The sequence below is a fragment of the Acidovorax sp. GW821-FHT09B03 genome (assembly GCF_059418305.1).
This window is the reverse complement of the sequence record NZ_JBWKPP010000003.1, coordinates 162,895-183,142: the sequence shown is the minus strand read 5'-3', so window position 1 is coordinate 183,142 and position 20,248 is coordinate 162,895. Positions and strand designations below refer to the sequence as shown.

17 protein-coding genes are annotated in these 20,248 nt (G+C 66.8%); 10 read left to right on the top strand and 7 right to left on the bottom strand.

What is annotated here, in order from left to right; translation table 11 throughout:
- Positions 1-19 precede the first annotated feature (19 nt).
- The 6 genes from AC07PA_RS07255 to AC07PA_RS07230 form a co-directional block, all read right to left on the bottom strand.
- Positions 20-1,507, bottom strand: coding sequence for a TolC family protein (locus AC07PA_RS07255; RefSeq protein WP_494608578.1), 1,488 nt, complete (start codon positions 1,505-1,507; stop codon positions 20-22).
- A gap of 50 nt (positions 1,508-1,557) precedes the next feature.
- Positions 1,558-4,728, bottom strand: coding sequence for an efflux RND transporter permease subunit (locus AC07PA_RS07250; protein WP_494608579.1), 3,171 nt, complete (start codon positions 4,726-4,728; stop codon positions 1,558-1,560).
- A gap of 61 nt (positions 4,729-4,789) precedes the next feature.
- Positions 4,790-6,088: an efflux RND transporter periplasmic adaptor subunit gene (locus tag AC07PA_RS07245; protein WP_494608580.1), complete on the bottom strand. Its 1,299-nt coding sequence runs from the start codon at positions 6,086-6,088 to the stop codon at positions 4,790-4,792.
- A 242-nt stretch (positions 6,089-6,330) separates the two neighbouring features.
- Positions 6,331-7,368 carry a DctP family TRAP transporter solute-binding subunit gene (locus tag AC07PA_RS07240; RefSeq protein ID WP_007857313.1) on the bottom strand — a complete coding sequence of 346 codons (1,038 nt, stop codon included), beginning with the start codon at positions 7,366-7,368 and terminating at the stop codon, positions 6,331-6,333.
- 59 nt (positions 7,369-7,427) lie between these two features.
- Positions 7,428-8,726, bottom strand: coding sequence for a TRAP transporter large permease (locus AC07PA_RS07235; protein ID WP_007857314.1), 1,299 nt, complete (start codon positions 8,724-8,726; stop codon positions 7,428-7,430).
- On the bottom strand, positions 8,723-9,286 hold the full coding sequence (locus tag AC07PA_RS07230; RefSeq protein WP_007857315.1) for a TRAP transporter small permease: 564 nt from the start codon (positions 9,284-9,286) through the stop codon (positions 8,723-8,725). Before AC07PA_RS07230 ends, AC07PA_RS07235 begins: the two co-directional genes overlap by 4 nt.
- Positions 9,287-9,508: 222 nt before the next feature.
- Here AC07PA_RS07230 and AC07PA_RS07225 point away from each other — a divergent pair, with 222 nt between their 5' ends.
- The 9 genes from AC07PA_RS07225 to AC07PA_RS07185 all read left to right on the top strand — a co-directional run bounded on the left by AC07PA_RS07225 (position 9,509) and on the right by AC07PA_RS07185 (position 18,032).
- Complete coding sequence (locus tag AC07PA_RS07225; protein WP_007857316.1) at positions 9,509-10,435, top strand: LysR family transcriptional regulator; 927 nt, start codon at positions 9,509-9,511, stop codon at positions 10,433-10,435.
- A 196-nt stretch (positions 10,436-10,631) separates the two neighbouring features.
- Positions 10,632-11,525 (top strand): amino acid ABC transporter substrate-binding protein, encoded by an 894-nt coding sequence (locus AC07PA_RS07220; protein ID WP_494608581.1) that lies wholly within the window; start codon positions 10,632-10,634, stop codon positions 11,523-11,525.
- 110 nt (positions 11,526-11,635) lie between these two features.
- Complete coding sequence (locus tag AC07PA_RS07215) at positions 11,636-12,535, top strand: amino acid ABC transporter substrate-binding protein (RefSeq protein ID WP_007857318.1); 900 nt, start codon at positions 11,636-11,638, stop codon at positions 12,533-12,535.
- Between the two features lie 109 nt (positions 12,536-12,644).
- The gene (locus AC07PA_RS07210) at positions 12,645-13,403 is read left to right on the top strand and encodes an amino acid ABC transporter permease (RefSeq protein ID WP_007857319.1); all 759 of its coding nucleotides are present in this window, start codon (positions 12,645-12,647) and stop codon (positions 13,401-13,403) included.
- A 3-nt stretch (positions 13,404-13,406) separates the two neighbouring features.
- Complete coding sequence (locus AC07PA_RS07205) at positions 13,407-14,072, top strand: amino acid ABC transporter permease (protein ID WP_007857320.1); 666 nt, start codon at positions 13,407-13,409, stop codon at positions 14,070-14,072.
- A gap of 30 nt (positions 14,073-14,102) precedes the next feature.
- Entirely contained in the window at positions 14,103-14,840 is a 738-nt protein-coding gene (locus AC07PA_RS07200; RefSeq protein ID WP_007857321.1) for an amino acid ABC transporter ATP-binding protein, read from the top strand.
- A 182-nt stretch (positions 14,841-15,022) separates the two neighbouring features.
- Positions 15,023-15,988: a hypothetical protein gene (locus AC07PA_RS07195; protein ID WP_494608582.1), complete on the top strand. Its 966-nt coding sequence runs from the start codon at positions 15,023-15,025 to the stop codon at positions 15,986-15,988.
- An 81-nt stretch (positions 15,989-16,069) separates the two neighbouring features.
- Positions 16,070-17,554, top strand: a complete 1,485-nt coding sequence (locus AC07PA_RS07190) for a hypothetical protein (protein ID WP_494608583.1) — start codon at positions 16,070-16,072, stop codon at positions 17,552-17,554.
- Between the two features lie 94 nt (positions 17,555-17,648).
- Positions 17,649-18,032, top strand: coding sequence for a hypothetical protein (locus tag AC07PA_RS07185; RefSeq protein ID WP_007857324.1), 384 nt, complete (start codon positions 17,649-17,651; stop codon positions 18,030-18,032).
- A 19-nt stretch (positions 18,033-18,051) separates the two neighbouring features.
- Here AC07PA_RS07185 and AC07PA_RS07180 read toward each other — a convergent pair whose 3' ends face one another.
- Positions 18,052-18,972 (bottom strand): MurR/RpiR family transcriptional regulator, encoded by a 921-nt coding sequence (locus tag AC07PA_RS07180; protein WP_494608584.1) that lies wholly within the window; start codon positions 18,970-18,972, stop codon positions 18,052-18,054.
- A 101-nt stretch (positions 18,973-19,073) separates the two neighbouring features.
- On the opposite strand from AC07PA_RS07180, the gene AC07PA_RS07175 reads away from it, so the two are divergent.
- Positions 19,074-20,243, top strand: coding sequence for a M20 family metallopeptidase (locus tag AC07PA_RS07175; protein ID WP_035204902.1), 1,170 nt, complete (start codon positions 19,074-19,076; stop codon positions 20,241-20,243).
- Positions 20,244-20,248: the final 5 nt, after the last annotated feature.

The window sequence follows — 20,248 nt, the reverse complement described above, 5'->3', positions numbered from 1 at the left end:
TGGACAGGTCGTCGGGGGCTCAGCCCCCGCCGAGTACCTTGTACAAGGTGATGCGGTTGGTCTGCTCGGCCAGCTGCAGGCTCAGCAAGGTCTGCTGCGCCGCGTACAGCGAGCGCTGGGCGTCGAGCACCGTGAGGTAGTTGTCGGCACCGGCCTTGAAGCGGGCTTCGGACAGGGCGTAGACGCGTTCCGTCGCGGCCAGCAGCGAGGTCTGCGCGGTTATGCGGTCCGTCAGGGTGGCGCGCTCGGCGAGTGCGTCCGCCGCTTCGCGGAAGGCGGTCTGGATGACCTTCTCGTACTGCGTGAGGGCGATGCGCTGGTTGGCCTGGGCGACGTCCAGGTTGGCCTGGTTGCGGCCGCCGTCGAAGATCGGCAGGCGGATCTGCGGCACGAAGCTCCACAGCAGGTTGCCGCTGCCGAACAGGCCCGAGAGCTCGGTGCTCGCCGTGCCCACGCTGGCCGTGAGCGAGATGCTGGGGAAGAAGGCCGCGCGCGCAGCGCCGATGTTGGCATAGGTGGCCTGCAGGCTGCGCTCGGCTGCCATCACGTCGGGGCGCGTGAGCAGCACACTCGAGGGGATCTGCGCGGGCACGGCCAGCAGTTGCAGGGCGCTTTCGCGCAGCATGGGCACGGGTGCGGCCGCCTGGGTGACGCGCTCGCTGCGCCGTTCGTCCGGCACCTTGGCGGCTGTCGGCACAGCGGGCGCGGGTTGCACCGCAGGCAGCAATATGGCTGGAACGGGCGAGCCCACCAGCAGCTGCAGCGCATTGCGGTCGCGTGCCACCTGGCTGGTGAAGGCGGCGACGTCGGCGCGCGCACTGTCCACCGTGGTCTGGTTTTGCGCCAGCACCAGGCCCGAGGTACCGCCCAGGCGGTGCGTGCGCTCGGTCAGGGAGTACGACGCCTCGCGCGAACGCAGGGTCTCCTTCGCCAGCTCCAGGCGCGCCTGGTCGGCGGCGAGGTTGAGCCAGGCGCTGGTGACCTCGGCCACCAGGCTCAGCTGCACGCTGCGCTGGTTGTCGGTGACGCGCAGCACCTCCTGCAGGGCGGCCTCGTTGAGGTTGCGCACACGGCCGAAGAAGTCGAGCTCGTAGCTGGTGATGCCCAGTTGCGCGCTGTACTGCTCGCCGATCTGCGAGCGGCCGGCCGTGGTCAGGTCGGCGGCGGTGCGCGTGCGGTTGCCCTGGGCCGTGCCACCCACGCTGGGCAGCCGGTCGGCGCGGCTCACGCCGTACTGGGCCTGGGCGCGCTCGATGGCCAGGGCCGCGGAGCGCAGGTCGCGGTTGTTCTGCAGCGCCAGGGTGATCACGTCGCGCAACTGCCCGGACTGCACCACGGCATCCCAGCCCAGCGGGGCATAGGTGGCCGCGCTGGCGTCCGCGACCGTGGCGGTGTTGTCCAGGGCGGCGGGCACCGGGGCCGCGGGGCGGTCGTAGCCGGGGGCCAGGTTGGTGCAGCCGGCCAGGAGCAGCAGGGCACACAGCGGGGTCAGCAGGGCTTTATGCATGCCGTAGGAAACAGCTGATCCAGATCGGGCTGCGAGGGGGGTCTGCACGGTCATGCCTGCACCTCCTTCACCTCGGCAGGCAGCTGGGGTGGAACGGGTTTGCGCGAGGCGAACCATGAGCGCACCAGCAGGAAGAACACCGGCACGAAGAACAGCCCCAGGACCGTGGACGCGACCATGCCACCCAGCACGCCGGTGCCGATGGCCTGGCGGCCGCCCGCGCCCGCGCCCGTGCCGATGGCCAGGGGCAGCACGCCGAAGCCGAAGGCCAGCGAGGTCATGAGGATGGGGCGCAGGCGCATGCGCACGGCCTCCACCGTGGCGTCGTAGAGGCTCTTGCCCTGCTCCTGCAGCTGCACCGCGAACTCCACGATCAGGATGGCGTTCTTGGACGCCAGCCCCACGGTAGTGAGCAGCCCCACCTGGAAGTACACGTCGTTGGTCATGCCGCGCGTGTAGGTGGCCAGCAGGGCCCCGATCACGCCCAGCGGCACGGCCAGCATCACCGAGAACGGCACGCTCCAGCTTTCGTACAGGGCCGCCAGGCACAGGAACACGAAGAGGATGGAGACGGCGTAGAGCAGCGGCGCTTGCGAGCCCGAGCGGCGCTCCTGCAGCGATGCGCCCGTCCACTCCATGCCGATGCCGGGCGGCAGTTTCTTCATGATTTCCTCGATGGCCACCATGGCGTCGCCCGAGCTGGCGCCTGGCGCGGTCTCGGCCTGCAGTTCCAGGGCGGGGCTGCCGTTGTAGCGCATGAGCTGGGGCGGGCCGTTGGTCCACGAGGTGCTGGCAAAGGTCGAGAAGGGCACCATTTCGCCACTGCGGTTGCGCACACTCCAGTGGCCGATGTCCTGCGGCAGCATGCGGTAGGGCGCATCGCCCTGCACATACACGCGCTTGACGCGGCCCTGGTGCACGAAGTCGTTCACATAGGTGCCGCCCATGGCGCTGGAGAGCACGCCGTTGATGTCCGCCGTGGACAACCCCTGGGCCGCAGCCTTGCGGTCGTCGATGGTGACCTTGAGCTCCGAGGTGTTGTCGAAGTTGGTGGTCCGCACATTGGTGAGGATCGGGTTCTGGCGGGTCAGCTCGATCAACTGGTCCTTGGCAGCGACGAGGGCGTCCTGCCCCAGTCCGTTGAGGTCCTTGATCATGAAATTGATGCCCGCGCTCGACCCCAGGCCGCGCACGGCGGGAGGAAGGGTCACGAAGATGCGGGCGTCGCGGATCTTGGCGAGGTCCTTGGTGGCCTGGCTCGCGATGACCTCGGCGGACTGGCTGCGCAGCGGGCGGTCCGCCCAGGGCTTGAGCCGGATGAACATGTTGCCCGAGTTCTGGTTGCCGTTGTTGCCCGCGATCGAGTTCACGCGCAGCACCTCGGGCTTGGCCAGGAAGTAGTCCTTGATCTCATCGAGCACCACACCCAGGCGCTCGTCGGTGGCGCCTGAGGGCAGCGTGATGATCGCCGAGACGAAGCCCTGGTCCTCATTGGGCAGGAAGGAGGTGGGCAGCTTCTTGAACAGGAAGGCCACGGCGAGCAGGATCACCAGGTAGATGACCACCATGCGCAGGCTGCGCTTGAGCAGCCCGCCCACGGCGCGCTGGTAGCGGTTGGCCGTGCTGTCGAAGCTGCGGTTGAACCAGGCGAAGAAGCGGTCGTTCAGGCCCAGCAGGCCGCGCCGCGGCGGGCCGTCGTGCGCTGCGTGGTGGCCTTTCTCGATGGGCTTGAGCAGGGTCGCGCACAGCGCCGGTGTCAGCGTCAGGGCCACGAACACCGACAGCGCCATGGCCGAGACGATGGTGATCGAGAACTGGCGGTAGATCACGCCGGTGGAGCCCGTGAAGAAGGCCATGGGGATGAACACCGCCGACAGCGTGAGGCCGATGCCCACCAGTGCCGGCGTGATCTCCTTCATGGACTTGCGCGTGGCCTCCTTCGGAGGCAGGCCTTCCTCGCTCATCACGCGCTCGACGTTTTCCACCACCACGATGGCATCGTCCACCAGCAGGCCGATGGCCAGCACCATGGCGAACATGGTCAGCATGTTGATCGAGTAGCCCAGCGCAGAGAGCACGCCGAAGGTGCCCAGCAGCACCACGGGCACGGCGATGGCCGGGATCATCGTGGCGCGGAAGTTCTGCAGGAAGATGAACATCACGATCACCACCAGCAGCATGGCCTCGGCCAGCGTCTTGACCACCTCCTCGATGGAGGCGCGCACGAAGGGCGTGGAGTCGGAGCTGACCACGCCGTTGATGCCGTCGGGGAAGAAGGGCTCGAGCTCCTTCATCTTGCGCGCCACGGCGTCGGCCACGTCCATGGCGTTGGCGCCGTCGGCCAGAACGATGCCGATACCGGCGCCCGGTTGCCCGTTCAGGCGCGACTTCACGGTGAGGTTGTCCGCCTCCAGCGCCACCCGGGCCACGTCGGCCATGGTGACCACCGAGCCATCGGTGCCGGACTTGAGGACGATGTTCTCGAACTCGGGCACTGTCTGCAGCTTGGTGCGAGCGGTGATCGTGGCGTTGAGCATCTGCCCTGCGGGGGCAGGCTGCTGGCCGAGCTGGCCGGCCGAGACCTGAGCGTTCTGGGCATTGAGCGCATTGATCAGGTCCGACGGCATGAGCGCGAACTTCTCCATCTTGGCCGGGTCGATCCAGATGCGCATGGCATAGGAGGTGCCGAACACGGTCACGTCGCCCACGCCGTCCAGGCGGGCGATCACGTCGACTACGTTGCTGGAGATGTAGTCGCCAATGGCCACCTGGGTCACGGTGGGATCGGGCGAGGTGAACACATAGGTCACCAGGAAGTCCTGGCCGCCCTTGTTCACGAACACGCCGCGGCTCTTGACGGCCTCGGGCAGGCGGTTCATGGCCGCCTGCAGCTTGTTCTGCACCTGCACCTGGGCCACGTCGATGTTGGCGCCGGGGGCGAAGGTCAGGGTGGTGCGCGAGCGGCCTGCGGAGTCGCTGGTCGAGCCCATGTACAGCAGGCTGTCGATGCCCTTGAGCTGCTGCTCGATCACCTGGGTCACCGAGTTGTCGACCGTGCCGGCCGAGGCGCCGGTGTAGGTGGTGTTGATGGTCACGCGCGGTGGCGCGATGTCGGGGTACTGCTCCAGCGGCAGCGTGAAGATGGACATCGCCCCCGCCAGCATGATGACGATGGACAGCACCCAGGCGAAGACCGGGCGGTTGATGAAGAACTGGGCCATGGATCAGCGTCGGGGTGGGGTCGCAGGTCGGTCGGGTGGGGCGGTGCGCGCAGCGCGCACCTCAGGAACTGGCTGCGGCCGATGAGGCCGTGGCCGCCGCGGGCGCAGCCTTGTCACGTGGCTTGACCACCGTGGGCTTGACCGTCTGGCCCACTCGGGCCTTCTGGAAACCGTCCACCATCACCTTTTCCCCGGCCTTGACGCCCGAGATCACGAGCCAGCGGTTGCCCACGGCCTGGCCGAGTTCCACCGGGCGCTTGGTGAGCTTGTTGTCCTCGCCCACCACCTGCACGCTGGGCTCGCCGGCGGGGTTGCGGATCACGGCCTCCTGGGGCAGCAGCAGCGCCTGCGGTGCCACGCTGGTGGCCAGCTGGGAGCGCACGTACATGCCGGGCATGAGGAGGTGGTCGGGGTTGGGGAAGGTCGCCCGCAGGGTGATCGCGCCGGACGTCGGGTTCACGGCGGTGCCGGTGAACTGCAACGTGCCTTCCTTTTCATAGGTGGACCCGTCTTCCAGAATGAGCTTCACCTTGGCCTGGTTGGAATCCACGCGCGTGAACTTGCCCTCTTGCCACTGTCTGCGCAACTGCAGCAGGTCCGAGCTGGACTGCGTGATGTCCACCTGGATCGGGTCGAGCTGCTGGATGGTGGCCAGGGCATTCGCCTGGTTCGCCGTGACCAGGGCACCGGCCGTCACGGACGATAGCCCGATGCGCCCGGAGATGGGCGCCAGCAGGCGTGTGTAGCGCATGTTGATGCGTGCAGCGTCCAGCGCAGCCTGCGCCACGCCCACGTCGGCCTGCGTCTGTTGCACCGCGGCCTGGCTTTCGTCGAAGACCTGGCGGCTGATGGCATCGATCTCGACCAGCTCCGCATTGCGCTTGGCATTGACCTGGGCCGTGCGCGCCGTGGCCTGCGCCTTGGCCAGGGCCGCCTGGGCACTGGCCTGGGCCGCTTCGTAGGTGGCCGGGTCCACCTGGTACAGCGGCTGGCCGGCCTTGACCAGTGCGCCTTCGGTGAACAGCCGCTTCTGGATGATGCCGTTGATCTGCGGGCGGATATCGGCGTTCTGGAACGCCGCGGTGCGGCCCGGCAGCTCCGTGCTCAGGGTCTGGCTCTCGGTGGCCAACACCACCACGCCCACCGCCGGTTCGCCTGCGGGCTTGTTGCCGGGGCCGGCCTGGGCCGGCTGGTCCTTGCCGGAGCAGGCCACCAGGCCGCCGATGCACAGGGCCGCGATGCAGCTTCGCACCCAGGCCGGGTTCAGCCGGGACATGGGACGGGCGGGGCGGGCAGGGGAGGAAGCCAGCGTCAGCGAGCCCGTGGCAGCCGGGCGGATGGCATTCAGAAGGAACGGCATGGGGGACGGTGAGTCAGAGTTGAAGGCATTGTGGGGGCCATATGTGTACGCACGATAAAGTTGGCAAAGCCAGAGCCTGTCGGCGGGTTTTTTCCCAGGCAGATGCGTTCCCCCGCACTGGGGCGGCACTTGCAAGCATCGGGCCAGCAGGCGGCCGCCCACAAAAAAGCGCTCCCTTGTCACAGGGAGCGCCTTGGATTGTGCGGGCCGCCCTTATCGGCTGCCGGTATGTACTTATGCGCTTATTGCTTGCGCGCGGCAATCGCCTTTTCGGCCTGGGTCACCAGGTCGGCGCCGATCTGGCCCTTCCACTTCTCGAACACGGGGCGCGTGGCCTTCACGAAGGCCTCGCGCTCGGCGGGGGAGAGCTGGGTCACGGTCACGCCGTTGGCGGCAATGTCCTTGAGCAGGGGCTTGTCGGCCTCGACCATGCCCTTGCGGGCGATGGCGATCTCTTCCTTGCCGGCGTCGATGGCGGCCTGCCTGACGATCTCGCGGTCGGCCGGGGTCCAGGAATTCCAGATGTCCTTGTTCACCACGAAGATCAGCGGGTCGTTGATGTAGCCCCACATGGTCACGTGCTTTTGCGCCACGGTGTGCAGCTTGGCCGCCATGTAGACGGCAATCGGGTTCTCCTGGCCGTCCACGGCGCCGCTGGCCATGGCGGGCTGGGCGTCGGCCCAGCTCATCTGCGTGGGGTTGGCGCCCAGGGCGGTGAAGGTGTCCAGGAACAGGGGCGAACCCACCACGCGGATCTTCAGGCCCTTGAGGTCCTCGGGGGTCTTGATGGCCTTCTTGGAGTTGGAGATCTCGCGGTAGCCGTTCTCGCCCCAGGCCAGCGGCACCACGCCGGCCTTGTCCAGCGTGGCGAAGATGCTCTTGCCGACTTCGCCCTGGGTGAGCGCGTCCACGGCTGCGTAGTCGGGCATCAGGAAGGGCAGCGAGAACAGGTTCAGCTGCTTGACCTGGGGCGACCAGTTGATGGTCGAGCCCACGGCCATGTCGATCACGCCCTGGCGCAGCGCCGAGAACTCGCGCGTCTGGTCGCCCTGGATCAGCGAGACGCCGGGATACAGCTTGATGTTGATGCGGCCCTGGGTGCGCTCGCGCACCTTGTTGGCCCACAGCTCGCCGCCCTTGCCCCAGGGGAAGGCGGTGCCCAGCACCAGGGACATGCGGTATTCGCTCTTGTAGGCGGTCTGCGCGATGGCGGCAGGTGCGGTGAAGGCCAGGGCGGCTGCAGCCGCGACGGCAGAGGTCAGGAAGGTGCGCAATTTCATGGTTTCAGTCTCCTTGGGATCGTTGTCGGTACTACGGTAGGGGGCAGATTCGGCCGGGCTCAGTAGCCCAGGCGGGCGGGCAGCCACAGGGCCAGGGGCGGGAAGGCGATCACCAGCACCATCACGAGGAACATGGCGAACAGCATCCAGCCGACCCAGCGCACGGTCGATTCCATGCGCACGCCCGCGATGCGGCACGAGACCATCAGGTTCACGGCCAGCGGCGGGGTGAACTGGCCCAGCGCCACCTTGAGGGTCAGGATCACGCCGAACCAGACGGGGTCCCACTGGTAGTGCTGCATGATGGGCAGCAGCAGCGGCACGAAGATCAGGAAGATGGAGATGCCGTCGAGGAACATGCCCACGGTGATGAGCAGCACGATCAACAGCGCCAGCACGCCGTACTCGCCCAGGCCCGAGTTCACGATGGCCTTGGCCACCGGGTCGATCACGCCCAGCGTGGACAGGGAGTAGGCAAAAATGCCCGCCAGCGAGACCACGATGAGGATCACCGCCGACAGCTCGCCCGATTCGCGCAGGATGGGGAACAGATCGCGCACCTTGATCGTGCGGTGGATCACCATGCCCACGAAGAGGCCATAGAACACCGCGACCACGGCGGCTTCGGTCGGGGTGAACCAGCCTGCGCGCATGCCGCCCAGGATCAGCACCGGCGCAGCCAGGCCCCACAGGGCTTCGCGCAGGCTCTTCCAGAACGGCGGGCGGGGCATGGTGGATTCGAGCGCGCCCATCTTGTGTTTGCGCGCCATCCACACGGCGGGCACGATCAGCGCGATGCCGGCCAGGATGCCGGGAATCATGCCGGCGGCAAACAGGGCGGGAACAGAGGCGCCGGGCACCAGTACCGAGTAGATGATGAACGCCACCGACGGCGGGATCAGGATGTCGGTGGCGGCCGCGGCCCCCACCACGCTGGCCGAGAACGAGGGCGGGTAGCCCGCGCGCGACATGGCAGCGATCATCACGCCGCCCACGGCGGCGGCATTGGCCGGGCCCGAGCCCGAGATGCCGCCCAGGAACATGGCCACGGCAATCGCCACTAGCGGCAGCATGCCCGGGCCGCGCCCGACGATGGCCACGGCGAAGTTCACGAGGCGCAAGGCCACGCCCGAACGGTCGAAGATGGAGCCCACCAGCACGAACATCGGGATCGCCAGCAGCGGGTACTTGCCCAGGCCGGCATAGAAGTTCTGCGGCACGGCCAGCAGGCCGAACCACTGGCTGTCGGCATTGGCCAGGGCGATGGCGGCGGCGCCGGCCAGGCCCAGGGCGGCGCCGATGGGCACGCCCACGAACATCAGGCCCAGGAAGGCCACGAACAGCAGCGTGGCGATCATGGCTGGGCGTCCCTGGCGGGGTCGTCGGACGCCGGTGTTTCGCGGCTTCGGCGCACGAGCAGGCCCACGGCCCGCGCAGCGATCAGCGCGGAGATGAGGGGCAGCCAGATGGAATACCACCACTGCGGTACGCCAATGCCTGGCGAGGTCTCGCCAAAGCGGTAGTCGTCCCAGACCACGCGCACGCTGAGCACGGCGATCAGCCCGAACAGCAGGGCCACGGCCACGGCGCCCAGCTGCGCCAGGCGCTTGCGGCGGGCGGCCGAGCCGCCTTCGGCAAAGTATTCGATGCGGATGTGCTGGTCGCGCGCCACGGCGGCGGAGCCCGCCACCAGGGCCAGCACGATCATCAGGAAGACGGAGATCTCCTCCGTCCAGGCAAAGGAAGAGCTGGTGAAGTAGCGCACCAGCACGTTGGCAAAGGTGATCAGCGCGAGCGCGGCCATCACGATGACGGTGAGCCAGTCCTCGATGCGCAGGGAGCGGGGTTCGTCGGAGTCAGGGGCGGCGACGGGCACGGAGGCGTCGGTCACCGGCCCTTGGGGAGGGGTGGAGGACATCGGAGCGGCGGTACAGGAGAACAAACAGGACGGGGCCGGTCGCTCTGCCCGCCGGTGTTGTGCACCTGGGGCCGTGACGCGGGAGCGCGCTTTGGACGCAACTTTCCCTATTATGCGGTGCGTTGCTATGTGTGCACACCAATGGTGCGCTATGGATAAACCCTTGTACAGGCTTTCCATGACAGCCCGGCACGCTGCGGGGCCGCCACCGATAATGCACCGATGGAAACCAAGTGGCTTGAAGATTTCGTCAGTCTTGCGGAAACGCGCAGCTTCAGCCGGTCTGCCCAGTTGCGGCACGTGACGCAGCCCGCTTTTTCGCGGCGCATCCAGGCCCTGGAGGCCTGGGCCGGCACCGATCTGGTGGACCGCAGCTCCTACCCCACACGCCTGACCCCGGCCGGCAAGACCCTGTACGACCAGGCGCTGGAGATGCTGCAGGCGCTGCAGAACACCCGGGCCATGCTGCGCGCGCACACCAGTGCGGGCAAGGACATGATCGAGTTCGCCGTGCCGCACACGCTGGCGTTCACCTTCTTCCCGGCCTGGGTGTCGAGCCTGCACGACAAGTTCGGCCCGTTCAAGAGCCGGCTCATCGCGCTGAACGTGCACGACGCCGTGATGCGCCTGGTGGAAGGCGGCTGCGACCTGCTGATCGCCTACCACCATCCCTCGCAGCCGTTCCAGCTCGACTCCGATCGCTATGAGATGGTGAGCCTGGGCCAGGAGGTGCTGTCCCCGTATTCCAAGGCCGATGCCGACGGCCAGCCCCTGTTCCGGCTGCCGGGCCGCGTGGGCCAGCCACTGCCCTACCTGGGCTATGCGCCTGGCGCCTACCTGGGGCGGGTGACGGAGCTGATCCTCAAGGAGTCGGGCACCCCGATCCACCTGGACCGGGTCTATGAAACCGACATGGCCGAAGGCCTCAAGGCCATGGCGCTCGAAGGCCACGGCGTGGCCTTCCTGCCCCACAGCGCGGTCAAGAAGGAGCTGCGCACGCGCAAGCTGGTCAGTGCCGCCCCGGCGGACACGGAAGGCCTGCAGATGACCATGGACGTGCGTGCCTACCGCGAAAAGCCCTCGGGCAAGGAGGCGCCCAAGGGCACGGCCCAGGCCCTGTGGACCTATCTGCAGGCGCAGGTCGGCTGAGCAGGGCCATGCCTAGGGTAAATACGGATATAAACAGTTTGCATAGTTGTCCGCGCAAACGGCATTGGAGTTTCATGGTAACGACACGTACAGTCGCCCCCATTGCTGGATCAGCGATGGCGATGTAGTCTCTTTGGAGCCAGGGTGGCACGAAGATTGCAGATCTGATTCCACTTCCTACTTACCGAGACACCGCATGAAAGTTCAGCATTGGGGATTGGCGTGGGGCCTTGCGGCCCTGTGCTGTGCATCCGCGGCGTCTGCCCAGGGGGTGCTCGAGCGCGTCAGCGGCGGCGGCAAGCTGGTGATTGCGCACCGGGAGTCTTCGGTTCCGTTTTCCTACATCGACAGCAAGAGTGGCAAGCCGGTCGGCTATGCCGTGGACCTGTGCCTGCGCCTGGCCGAGGTGGTGAGGAAGAAGACCGGAAAGAAGGACATGCCGGTCGAGTTCCTGGCCGTCACCCCGGCCAACCGCATTGCCGTGATCGAGCAGGGCAAGGCCGACATGGAGTGTGGCTCCACCACCAACAATGCCGAACGGCGCCAGAAGGTGGCCTTCACCGTGCCGCATTTCATCACCGGGGCCCGCCTGCTGGTGAAATCGGGCAGCACCATCGACAAGGTCGAAGACCTCAACGGCAAGAAGCTGGTGTCCACCAAGGGCACGACGCCGCTGAAGGCGGCCGACCAGGCCAACCGCGAGCGCCTGATGGGCATCACCATCCTGGAGGCGCCAGACCACGCCAAGGCCGTGGAGATGGTGGAGAAGGGCGAGGCCGATGCCTTCGTCATGGACGACGTGCTGCTCTATGGCCTGGCCGCAGGCCGGCCGAACCCGGGCGCCCTGAAGGTGGTGGGTCGCTTCATGACCACCGAGCCGCTGGCCATCATGCTGCCCAAGAACGATCCCGAATTCAAGAAGCTGGTGGACGAGGAGATGCGTCGCCTCATCAACAGCCGGGATATCTACCCCATATATGAGAAGTGGTTTGCCAAACCGATTCCCCCCAACAGCACCACGCTGAACCTTCCGGTCAGCTATCTGTTGCGGGACTTCTGGAAATACCCTACCGACCAGGTCCCGTTCTGACTAATATCGCTGGTCGCGTGGTTCCCTTTTTGGTTTTTTGCCCACCGGCCCGTGCGGGCCGGGTAAATCTCTAAAATCCCCCCCTTTTCGTTTCACACAAGGAGATCCCAATGAAGAAGCATTTGCTCGCGGTTGCCGTGACCGCCCTGGCTGCAGGCAGCGCATTCGCCCAAGCCACCGACACCCTGGCCAAAATCAAGGCCTCGGGCAGCGTGACGCTGGGTGTGCGCGAGTCTTCGGGTCTTTCCTACACTCTGGGCAATGGCAAGTACGTGGGTTTCCACACCGAAATGGGTGAAATCATCCTGGCCGACATCCAGAAGCAACTGGGCCTGGCCAAGCTGGAAACCAAGTACCAGCCCGTGACCTCGCAAAACCGCATTCCCCTGGTGACCAATGGCACCGTGGACCTGGAGTGCGGCTCCACCACGAACAATGCCGCGCGCCAGAAGGACGTGGCCTTTGCCGTGACCACCTACGTGGAAGAAGTCCGCACGGTCGTGAAGGCCAACTCCAACATCACCTCCATCAAGGACCTGAACGGTAAGACCGTGGCCACGACCACGGGCACCACCTCGGTGCAGACCCTGCGCAAGCACGAGCGCGCTGGCGGCATCGACTTCAAGGAAGTCTTCGGCAAGGACCACGCCGACAGCTTCCTGATGCTGGAAACCGGCCGTGCCGACGCCTTCGTGATGGACGGCTCGATCCTGGCCGCCAACGTCTCCAAGTCCAAGAACCCTGCCGACTACAAGATCGTCGGCGAAGTGCTGTCGGTGGAGCCTATCGCCTGCATGCTGCGCAAGGATGACGCCGGCTTCAAGAAGGCCGTGGACGACAGCATCAAGCGCCAGATCGCCGACGGCTCGCTGGCCAAGCTGTACGACAAGTGGTTCATGCAACCCGTGCCTCCGACCAACACCAAGATCGGCCTGCCCATGTCCGACGCCACCAAGGCGGCTTGGGCCAGCCCGAACGACAAGCCCATGGAAGACTACGCCAAGAAGTAATCTTCGGGATGCTTGCGCCCCTTCGGCCGCCATGGTTTGAAGGGGCTTTTTTGTTGGGTCCGCAAAGGATTGCGCCCAATTCAATACCAAACAATAAAGGGGTGATCCTATGAGTTGGGATTGGCAGGTGTTCTGCCAGGACACCATGGACAGGGAAGTCGTGCAAAGCTGCTTTGGCAAGGGCGGCGACATCACTTACCTGGACTGGATGCTGTCGGCCTGGGGCTGGACGGTGTCTGTTTCGTTGCTGGCCCTGGTGCTGGCGCTCGTGTTGGGCTCCGTGATCGGCACCCTGCGTACCTTGCAGGACCGGCCGATGATCGTGCGCCTGGGCAATGCCTGGGTCGAGCTGTTTCGCAATATTCCGCTGCTGGTACAGATTTTCCTGTGGTACCACGTCATCCCCAGCCTCTTTCCAGTCATGAAGGGCGTTCCCGGCTTCACGCTGGTGGTGCTGGCGCTGGGCTTCTTCACGTCGGCGCGGATTGCCGAGCAGGTGCGCTCGGGTATCAATACCCTGCCCCGTGGCCAGCGCTATGCAGGGATGGCCGTGGGCTTCACCACCTTCCAGACCTACCGCTACGTGCTGCTGCCGATGGCGTTTCGCATCATCATCCCGCCGCTGACCAGCGAGACGATGAACATCTTCAAGAACTCCTCCGTGGCGTTTGCCGTGTCGGTGGCTGAGCTCACGATGTTCGCCATGCAGGCGCAGGAAGAAACCTCGCGCGGCATCGAGGTCTATCTGGCCGTGACGGCGCTCTACGTCATCTCCGCGTTTGCGATCAACCGCATCATGGCGTTCATCGAGAAGCGTGCACGCATCCCCGGGGTGGTTGTGCCCAGCGGCGCAGGTGGAGGGCACTGACAAATGAATCTCGACTTTGGCTTTTACAACTGGGACCTGATCTCCAACTTCGTGCTCAAGGGGCTGTATTTCAGCCTGATCCTCACGTTCGTGGCCACCATCGGTGGCGTGATCTTCGGGACCGTGCTCGCGCTCATGCGGCTGTCGGGCAAGAAGTGGCTGGACGTGCCAGCCACCATCTACGTCAACGGCATGCGCAGCATTCCGCTGGTGATGGTGATCCTGTGGTTCTTCCTGCTGGTGCCGGCCATCATCGGGCGGCCCATCGGCGCGGAAGTCTCGGCGGTGGTGACCTTCATCGCCTTCGAGGCCGCCTACTTCAGCGAGATCATGCGCGCCGGCATCCAGTCCATCGCGCGTGGGCAGGTCCATGCGGGCCAGGCCCTGGGCATGACCTATGGCCAGAACATGAAGCTGGTGGTGCTGCCCCAGGCGTTCCGCAACATGCTGCCGGTGCTGCTCACGCAGACCATCATCCTGTTCCAGGACACCTCGCTGGTCTACGCCATCGGCGCCTACGACATGCTCAAGGGCTTTGAAGTGGCGGGCAAGAACTTTGGCCGCCCCATCGAGGCCTACCTGGCCGCAGCGGTTCTGTACTTTGTGATGTGCTATGCGCTGTCCTGGATGGTCAAACGCCTGCACCAGAAGATCGCGATCATTCGCTGATGCAAAAGAGATTGGATTGAGGAACAAGAAATGATCGAACTCAAGAACGTATCCAAGTGGTATGGCCCCGTGCAGGTGCTCAACGAGTGCTCGGCCGTCATCAACAAGGGTGAAGTGGTGGTGGTGTGCGGGCCCTCGGGCTCGGGCAAGTCCACGCTGATCAAGACCATCAACGCGCTCGAGCCCTTCCAGAAGGGTGAGATCACAGTGGACGGCGTGAAGCTGCACGACCCCAAGACCGACCTGCCCAAGCTGCGCAGCCGCGTGGGCATGGTGTTCCAGCACTTCGAGCTGTTTCCCCACCTGTCGGTGACGGAGAACCTGACGATTGCCCAGATCAAGGTGCTGGGCCGCACCCCGGACGATGCCAAGAAGCGCGGCTTGAAGATGCTCGAGCGCGTGGGCCTGATCGCCCACAAGGACAAGTTCCCGGGCCAGCTCTCGGGCGGCCAGCAGCAGCGCGTGGCGATTGCCCGTGCCCTGAGCATGGACCCCATCGTGATGCTGTTCGACGAACCCACCTCGGCGCTCGACCCCGAAATGGTCGGCGAAGTGCTGGACGTGATGGTGGGCCTGGCCAACGAAGGCATGACCATGATGTGCGTGACCCACGAAATGGGCTTCGCCCGCAAGGTGAGCAACCGCGTGATCTTCATGGACGTGGGCGGCAAGATCCTGGAGGACTGCTCCAAGGACGACTTCTTCAACCACCCCGAAGCCCGCCAGCCGCGCACCAAAGACTTCCTCAACAAGATCCTGCAGCACTGAGCTGCACACACTGTGCTCTGCCCGGGCGCAGTGTGCAGGAAGTCACACAAGGCGCCTTCGGGCGCCTTTTTTGTTCGTGTGGGCCATCGGCGTAGAAGGTGTGCCGTGCTACGTTCGCTGCTTGTCCATTTTTCGGTGCATTCGCCATGCGTCCCACGCACCCCTCTTCCCCCTGCCTTCCTGTGCCGACCCGCCGCGGGGGGCGCTGCATTGCAGGGAGTGCCTGGCTGCTCCTGGTGCTGGCACCGGTTGTCGCCATGGCGCAGGACAAGGCCGCACCACCACCGGGGTGCGCGCGGCTGGCCCAGGTGGCCCAGGCCCTCCACCTGGCGGGGCCTGGCACAGCCGGCCGCTACCAGTGCGATCTGCAGCAGCGCACGCCTGTGGGCCAGGTGTTTGCCCTGCGCTACCAGGGCCCCGAAGTGCGCGATGGCAGCAGCAACCTGGTGGGCTACTACGAGGTGGACCGCCGCACCCAAGCCGTGCACCCCTGGGACCTGGCCACCGGCAAGCGTGCAGCCGAGCCACTGCCCGCCGATGCCATGCCCCCGCCCACCGTGATGGCCTGCGGCCTGGCTTTCGAACTGCCCGTGCACTACCGCGTCACCAAGCCGCGCCGCACGGAGGGGGTGGACGGTATGCGCCTGTGCGCTTTCGATGTGGTGCCTGCGAAAATGCCGCCCAGAGAACTGGAATGCAAGGACAAGGACGAGGGCGGTTCGCCGCCCTACAAGGTGTGCGACTGGGCCATTGACGGTGCCAAGGCCTGGCCTACCGTGCAGGTGGCGCGCACCCGGATCGACATCGACCACAAGCAGGTGGATCCCTTTCAGTTCGAGAACGGAGCCTGGCGCTTGCCCAATGCCCAGGCCGATGCGGAGGCCGCGGAGCGCTTTCGTTTCTTTGGCAAGCGGGCCTATCGAGGTGAGACGGTGACCCGCATGTCCTGGTACCGGACCCGCATCAAATCCTCCGAGTCGATCTATGCCGGCACAGGCACCACGCAGGCCGTGCTGATGCAGCTCACGCCCCAACTGGCCGTGGTGCTGGTGGATCCCCCCGCGGACGATTCCGCTGGCGGTGTGACGGAATGCCGGATTTTCTGCAAAAGTTTGCGCGCCGCCGGGCGTTCCGGCGACGAGCCCTGATACAACGCCGGATGACTTGCCTGCGCCGGGGTATCGCGGTGATGCATGCGGGGCGGTGGACTGAGAGGAGAGCGCACGGCCATGAGCAGCACCCCAGAGAGCGACGAATTCGAATTTCCGGCGGGCCTGCCGGTACCGCAACCCCTGCGTGACCTGCTGCGCGCCTTCCCGCAGTTGCGCCAGCCCTCCGCGCCGGTGAGCGGCTCCTTTGCCTTCCATGCCCAGCCGCCCGGTGCGGTGGCGCGCTATTTCGGCGAGGCAGGCCATGCCGGTGGGCAGGCAGCTGCGCAGCACCTGGGCGTGTTCGGTGTGGAGCCCGATGGCTCGGCCATTGCCATCTGGCGTGCACCGCAGGGCGGCCTGCCGGTGGTCTATCTCGGCTCTGAAGGAGGTGGGCGGGTGCTGGCCAGCGATGCGCTGCAGTTCCTGCGTCTGCTGGGCGTGGGCTATGGCGAATTCGCGCTGTATGGCAACCTGGACGAGCCGCCCGAGGAAGACGGCGAGGTGGCCCCGGAGCTGCTGGCGTGGCTTGCGGCGCAAGGGCTGTCGGTGCCCGCAACGGGGGAAGACATCCTGGCCGAGGCTGAGCAGCGCTGGCCCGATTTCGATGGCTGGGTGGAGGATGCGATCGCCGGGCGGGTGGTGACGCCGGTGCCTGCGGGGCCATCCCCGGCCGCGGCGCCTGTGGCCGCAGCCGCCGGGGGCAATCTCTGGGACCAGATGCTGGCCTGCATCGGCCGGCGCATCGACGATCCGCTGGTGCTGCAGTGGCTGGCTGCCGTGGGGGCCAAGCCCCTCAAGCCCGCCACACCGCACAACGACAGCACCTACGTCAGCGTGCGCGCCACGGGCATCGAGGTCAGTGCCGAGATGGCACCCAAGCACCGCGGCTTCTGGCCGCCGCGCAAGGACGGGCGCATCTGGCGCACCTATGTCACGCGCATCATCGTGCCCGTGAAGGCGGCGGGGCTCATCCCCTTGCCCGATGGCCTGTCCTGGGCGCATTTCCCCGGCACCGTGGATGGCCATGGCTTCATGGACCAGGCGGTCAGCGACACGCTGGAGCTGGCCTTCCTGCGCGCGGACAAGGGCGGCGGCATCGCCCGCATCGACGCCCGGCTGCCCACGGAGCGCGACTTCATGGAGGCCAGTGCCGACTACGAGCAGACCAAGCCCCTGGTCTATGTCGAGGACGCATTCTTCGTGACCTGGTGCGCGCTGCAGGGACTGCTCGATCCGGCGCGCTACCCGGCCGACCTGCTTGCGCCCTGGCGCGCCCGCAGCGCCACGCCGCTGCAACTGCTGCACGGCCCCTGCGGGCGCATCGTCTGGACCGACGACCTGGCGCCGGGCGCCTCGGACTTCTGGGACCGCTACTACCGGGGCTTCGGCACGCCCGATGCCGAGCGCTGGGTGAGCGACGTCAAGACCGTGTTCGGGTCGTCCAACCACTTCCGCGAGCCGGAAGAGGCCATGACGCCCGACAGCTGGGAGGCCTTCGACCGCATTGCGCCGAAGATCGCACGCCGTTTCGAGGCATGGCGCCGCAAGGCGCCGCAGGGGTGACGGCATGCCGCAGCGCCGCTCCGTTCTGGCATGGGGCTCCGTGTGCGCATGCGCGGGCATGGCGGCCTTTTCTACCCCCACCCAGGCTGCTCCCATGGAAAAGACCCTGCTGTTCGAAAGCGCCGTGCACCCCTGGAAGGTCTACTACGTGCGCGAGAAGCCCACCTGGCAGACGCGAGAGCACTACTACCAGGTCACGCACCAGGGCCAGCCCTTCGTGCTGCCCAAGGAGCTGTTTCGCGGCGTGCGCGACGTGGACCGTTTCATCGCCGCCTCGGGCTTCGAGACACAGGAGACGCACGCCGACTCGGTGTTGCTGGTGTTCGAGAACCGCACGCTCAAACCCGACGGCTTCGAGGAGCGTGCCATGGTCTCCGTGATGGCTCAGTCGGTGCGCGCGGGCAAGGGCTACCAGGTGCGCATTGCCAACCTGCAGGGCCAGGTGCTGGCGGTGATCGAGCGGGAGCCGGCACGCTGAGTGGCCGGCAGCGGCTGGCTTATTTCCGGGCAGGTTTGCGCCCCGGCATGCCCTCCACGATGAGCTGCTGGTCCTCCACATCCTTCCACAGCGTGTCGCGGCGCTTGAGCGCCTCCGACACCGCTGCGTGGCGCAGTTGCGCCACGGCCGACACCAGCGCATTGCACAGGAAGAAGGCCGCCGTGTAGGAGTCGAACGGCGAGGCGTTGGAGGTGCGCACCAGGATGCGCTCGTGCGCCAGCGTGGCCAGGGGCGCCGAGGCGCTGTCGGTCAGGGCCAGCACCTGGCCACCGGCCTCGCGAAAGCGCTGCGCCACCTTCACCGGCCCGCTCGCGTAGCGGCGGATGCTGAAAGCCAGCAGCACATCGTCGGGCTGCACCCAGAGCAACTGGTCGGTGGCGGCCACGGCACCCGCGCCCAGTTCGTGCACGCCGGGGCGGCACATGTTCAGGTGCAATGCCAGCCAGGCGGCCACGGGCGCGCTGTTGATCTGCGCCAGCACGAAGACCCGGCCCTTCTCCTGGGCCAGCCGGTTGGCAATCGCCTCGAAGGCCGCCATGTCCAGGCCGTCGCGCGTGGCGCCGATGTTGTGCTGGTCGTGCAGCAAGGCGTCGTCCACGCACTGCTGCAGGCTGCGCCGGGTGCCGATGGTCACCGGCGCGCGCTGGCCGGCGGTTTGCAACAGCGCCGTGACCTCGGCGCGGGCCTCGCGCTGGACCTCGGCGTAGCTGCCGTAGCCGAGCTTGGCGAACAGCCGCACCACGGTGGAGGCGCTGGTGCCCGTGCGGGTGGCCAGCGAGGTGGCCGATTCGAGCAGCGCATGGGGGTAGTCGCGCTCCAGTGCTTCGGCCAGCGCGCGTTCGCTGGCGGTCAGGCCCGCGCCCTGGCGGGCCAGGCGCTCAGGCAACAGGCCGTCGGCGGATTGCAATGGTAATTTCATTGATGTCCATTTTATGAAAAATGTATTGCAAACAGCGGCGGTGCGTGCAACACTTTCGTCCCATCACCCTGCCGTTTTCGGGCATGGGCGCAAAGGACAACATGCAGGATACCCTTGAAGAGAGCCGCGCACAGGTGCGCGAACGCATCCTGGCCTGGCTGGCGGACCAGCAGCAGGCGATGCAAGACCTGTTGCAGAAAGTGGTCGACATCGACAGCGGCAGCCGCGACGAGGCCGGCGTGACGGCGGTGGCCAGTGTGCTGCGCGAGCGGCTCGTGGCCGCCGGGGTGGCGGTGGAACTCGTGCCCGTGCCTGGCTATGGCGTGCTGCTGCAGGCCCAGGTGCCCGGGCCCACCGAGGGCGCGCCCATTCTGCTCATGGGCCACATGGACACCGTCTACCCCGCGGGCACCGTGGCCCGCCGCCCCTTCCGTGTGGCGGATGGCCGGGCCTACGGCCCCGGCGTGGCCGACATGAAGTCGGGCCTGGTGATGAACGCCTTCGTGGCCGAGGCCTTTGCGCGCTGCGGCGGGCTCACGGCGCCGCTGCGGCTGTTCTTCTCGTGCGACGAGGAGATCGGTTCGCCCGCCACGCGCGAGCAGATCATGGCCGCGGCCCGTGGTGCCCGCGCCGTGCTCAATGCCGAGCCCGGCCGCGTGAGCGGCAACCTGGTCACCAGCCGCAAGGGCTCCATGGCCGTGGAGTTCGAGGTGGACGGCGTGGCCGCGCACGCGGGCATCAACCCCGCAGCGGGCGCCAGCGCCATCGGCGCCCTGGCGCACAAGATCCTGGCCCTGCACGCGCTGACCGATCCGGACGTCGGCACCACCACCAACGTGGGCGTGGTACAGGGCGGCATCGTGCCCAACATGGTGGCGCCGCTGGCCAAGGCCGAGCTCGATGTGCGCTACACCGCCGAAACCGATCCCGACGAGCTCTTCGAGCGCGTGCGCGCCATCGTCGAATCCGAGAGCCTGCCGCGCACCATGGGGCGAATCACCGGCATGCGCCGCACCTTGCCCATGAAGCCCACGCCCGGCGAGTTGCTCGCGCTGTACCAGCGGGGTGCCGAATCCCTGGGCTTTTCGGTGCAGGGCGAATTCACCGGCGGTGCGGCCGACAGCGGCCTCACGGCCTCGGTGGGCGCCCCCACGCTGTGCGGCACCGGCCCCGTGGGCGGCCACCCGCACACCGAGCGCGAGTACTGCGAGCTGTCCACCCTGGTGCCGCGCGCTCAGGCCGTGGCGCTGGCCATCCTCGACCATCCCTGATGTCC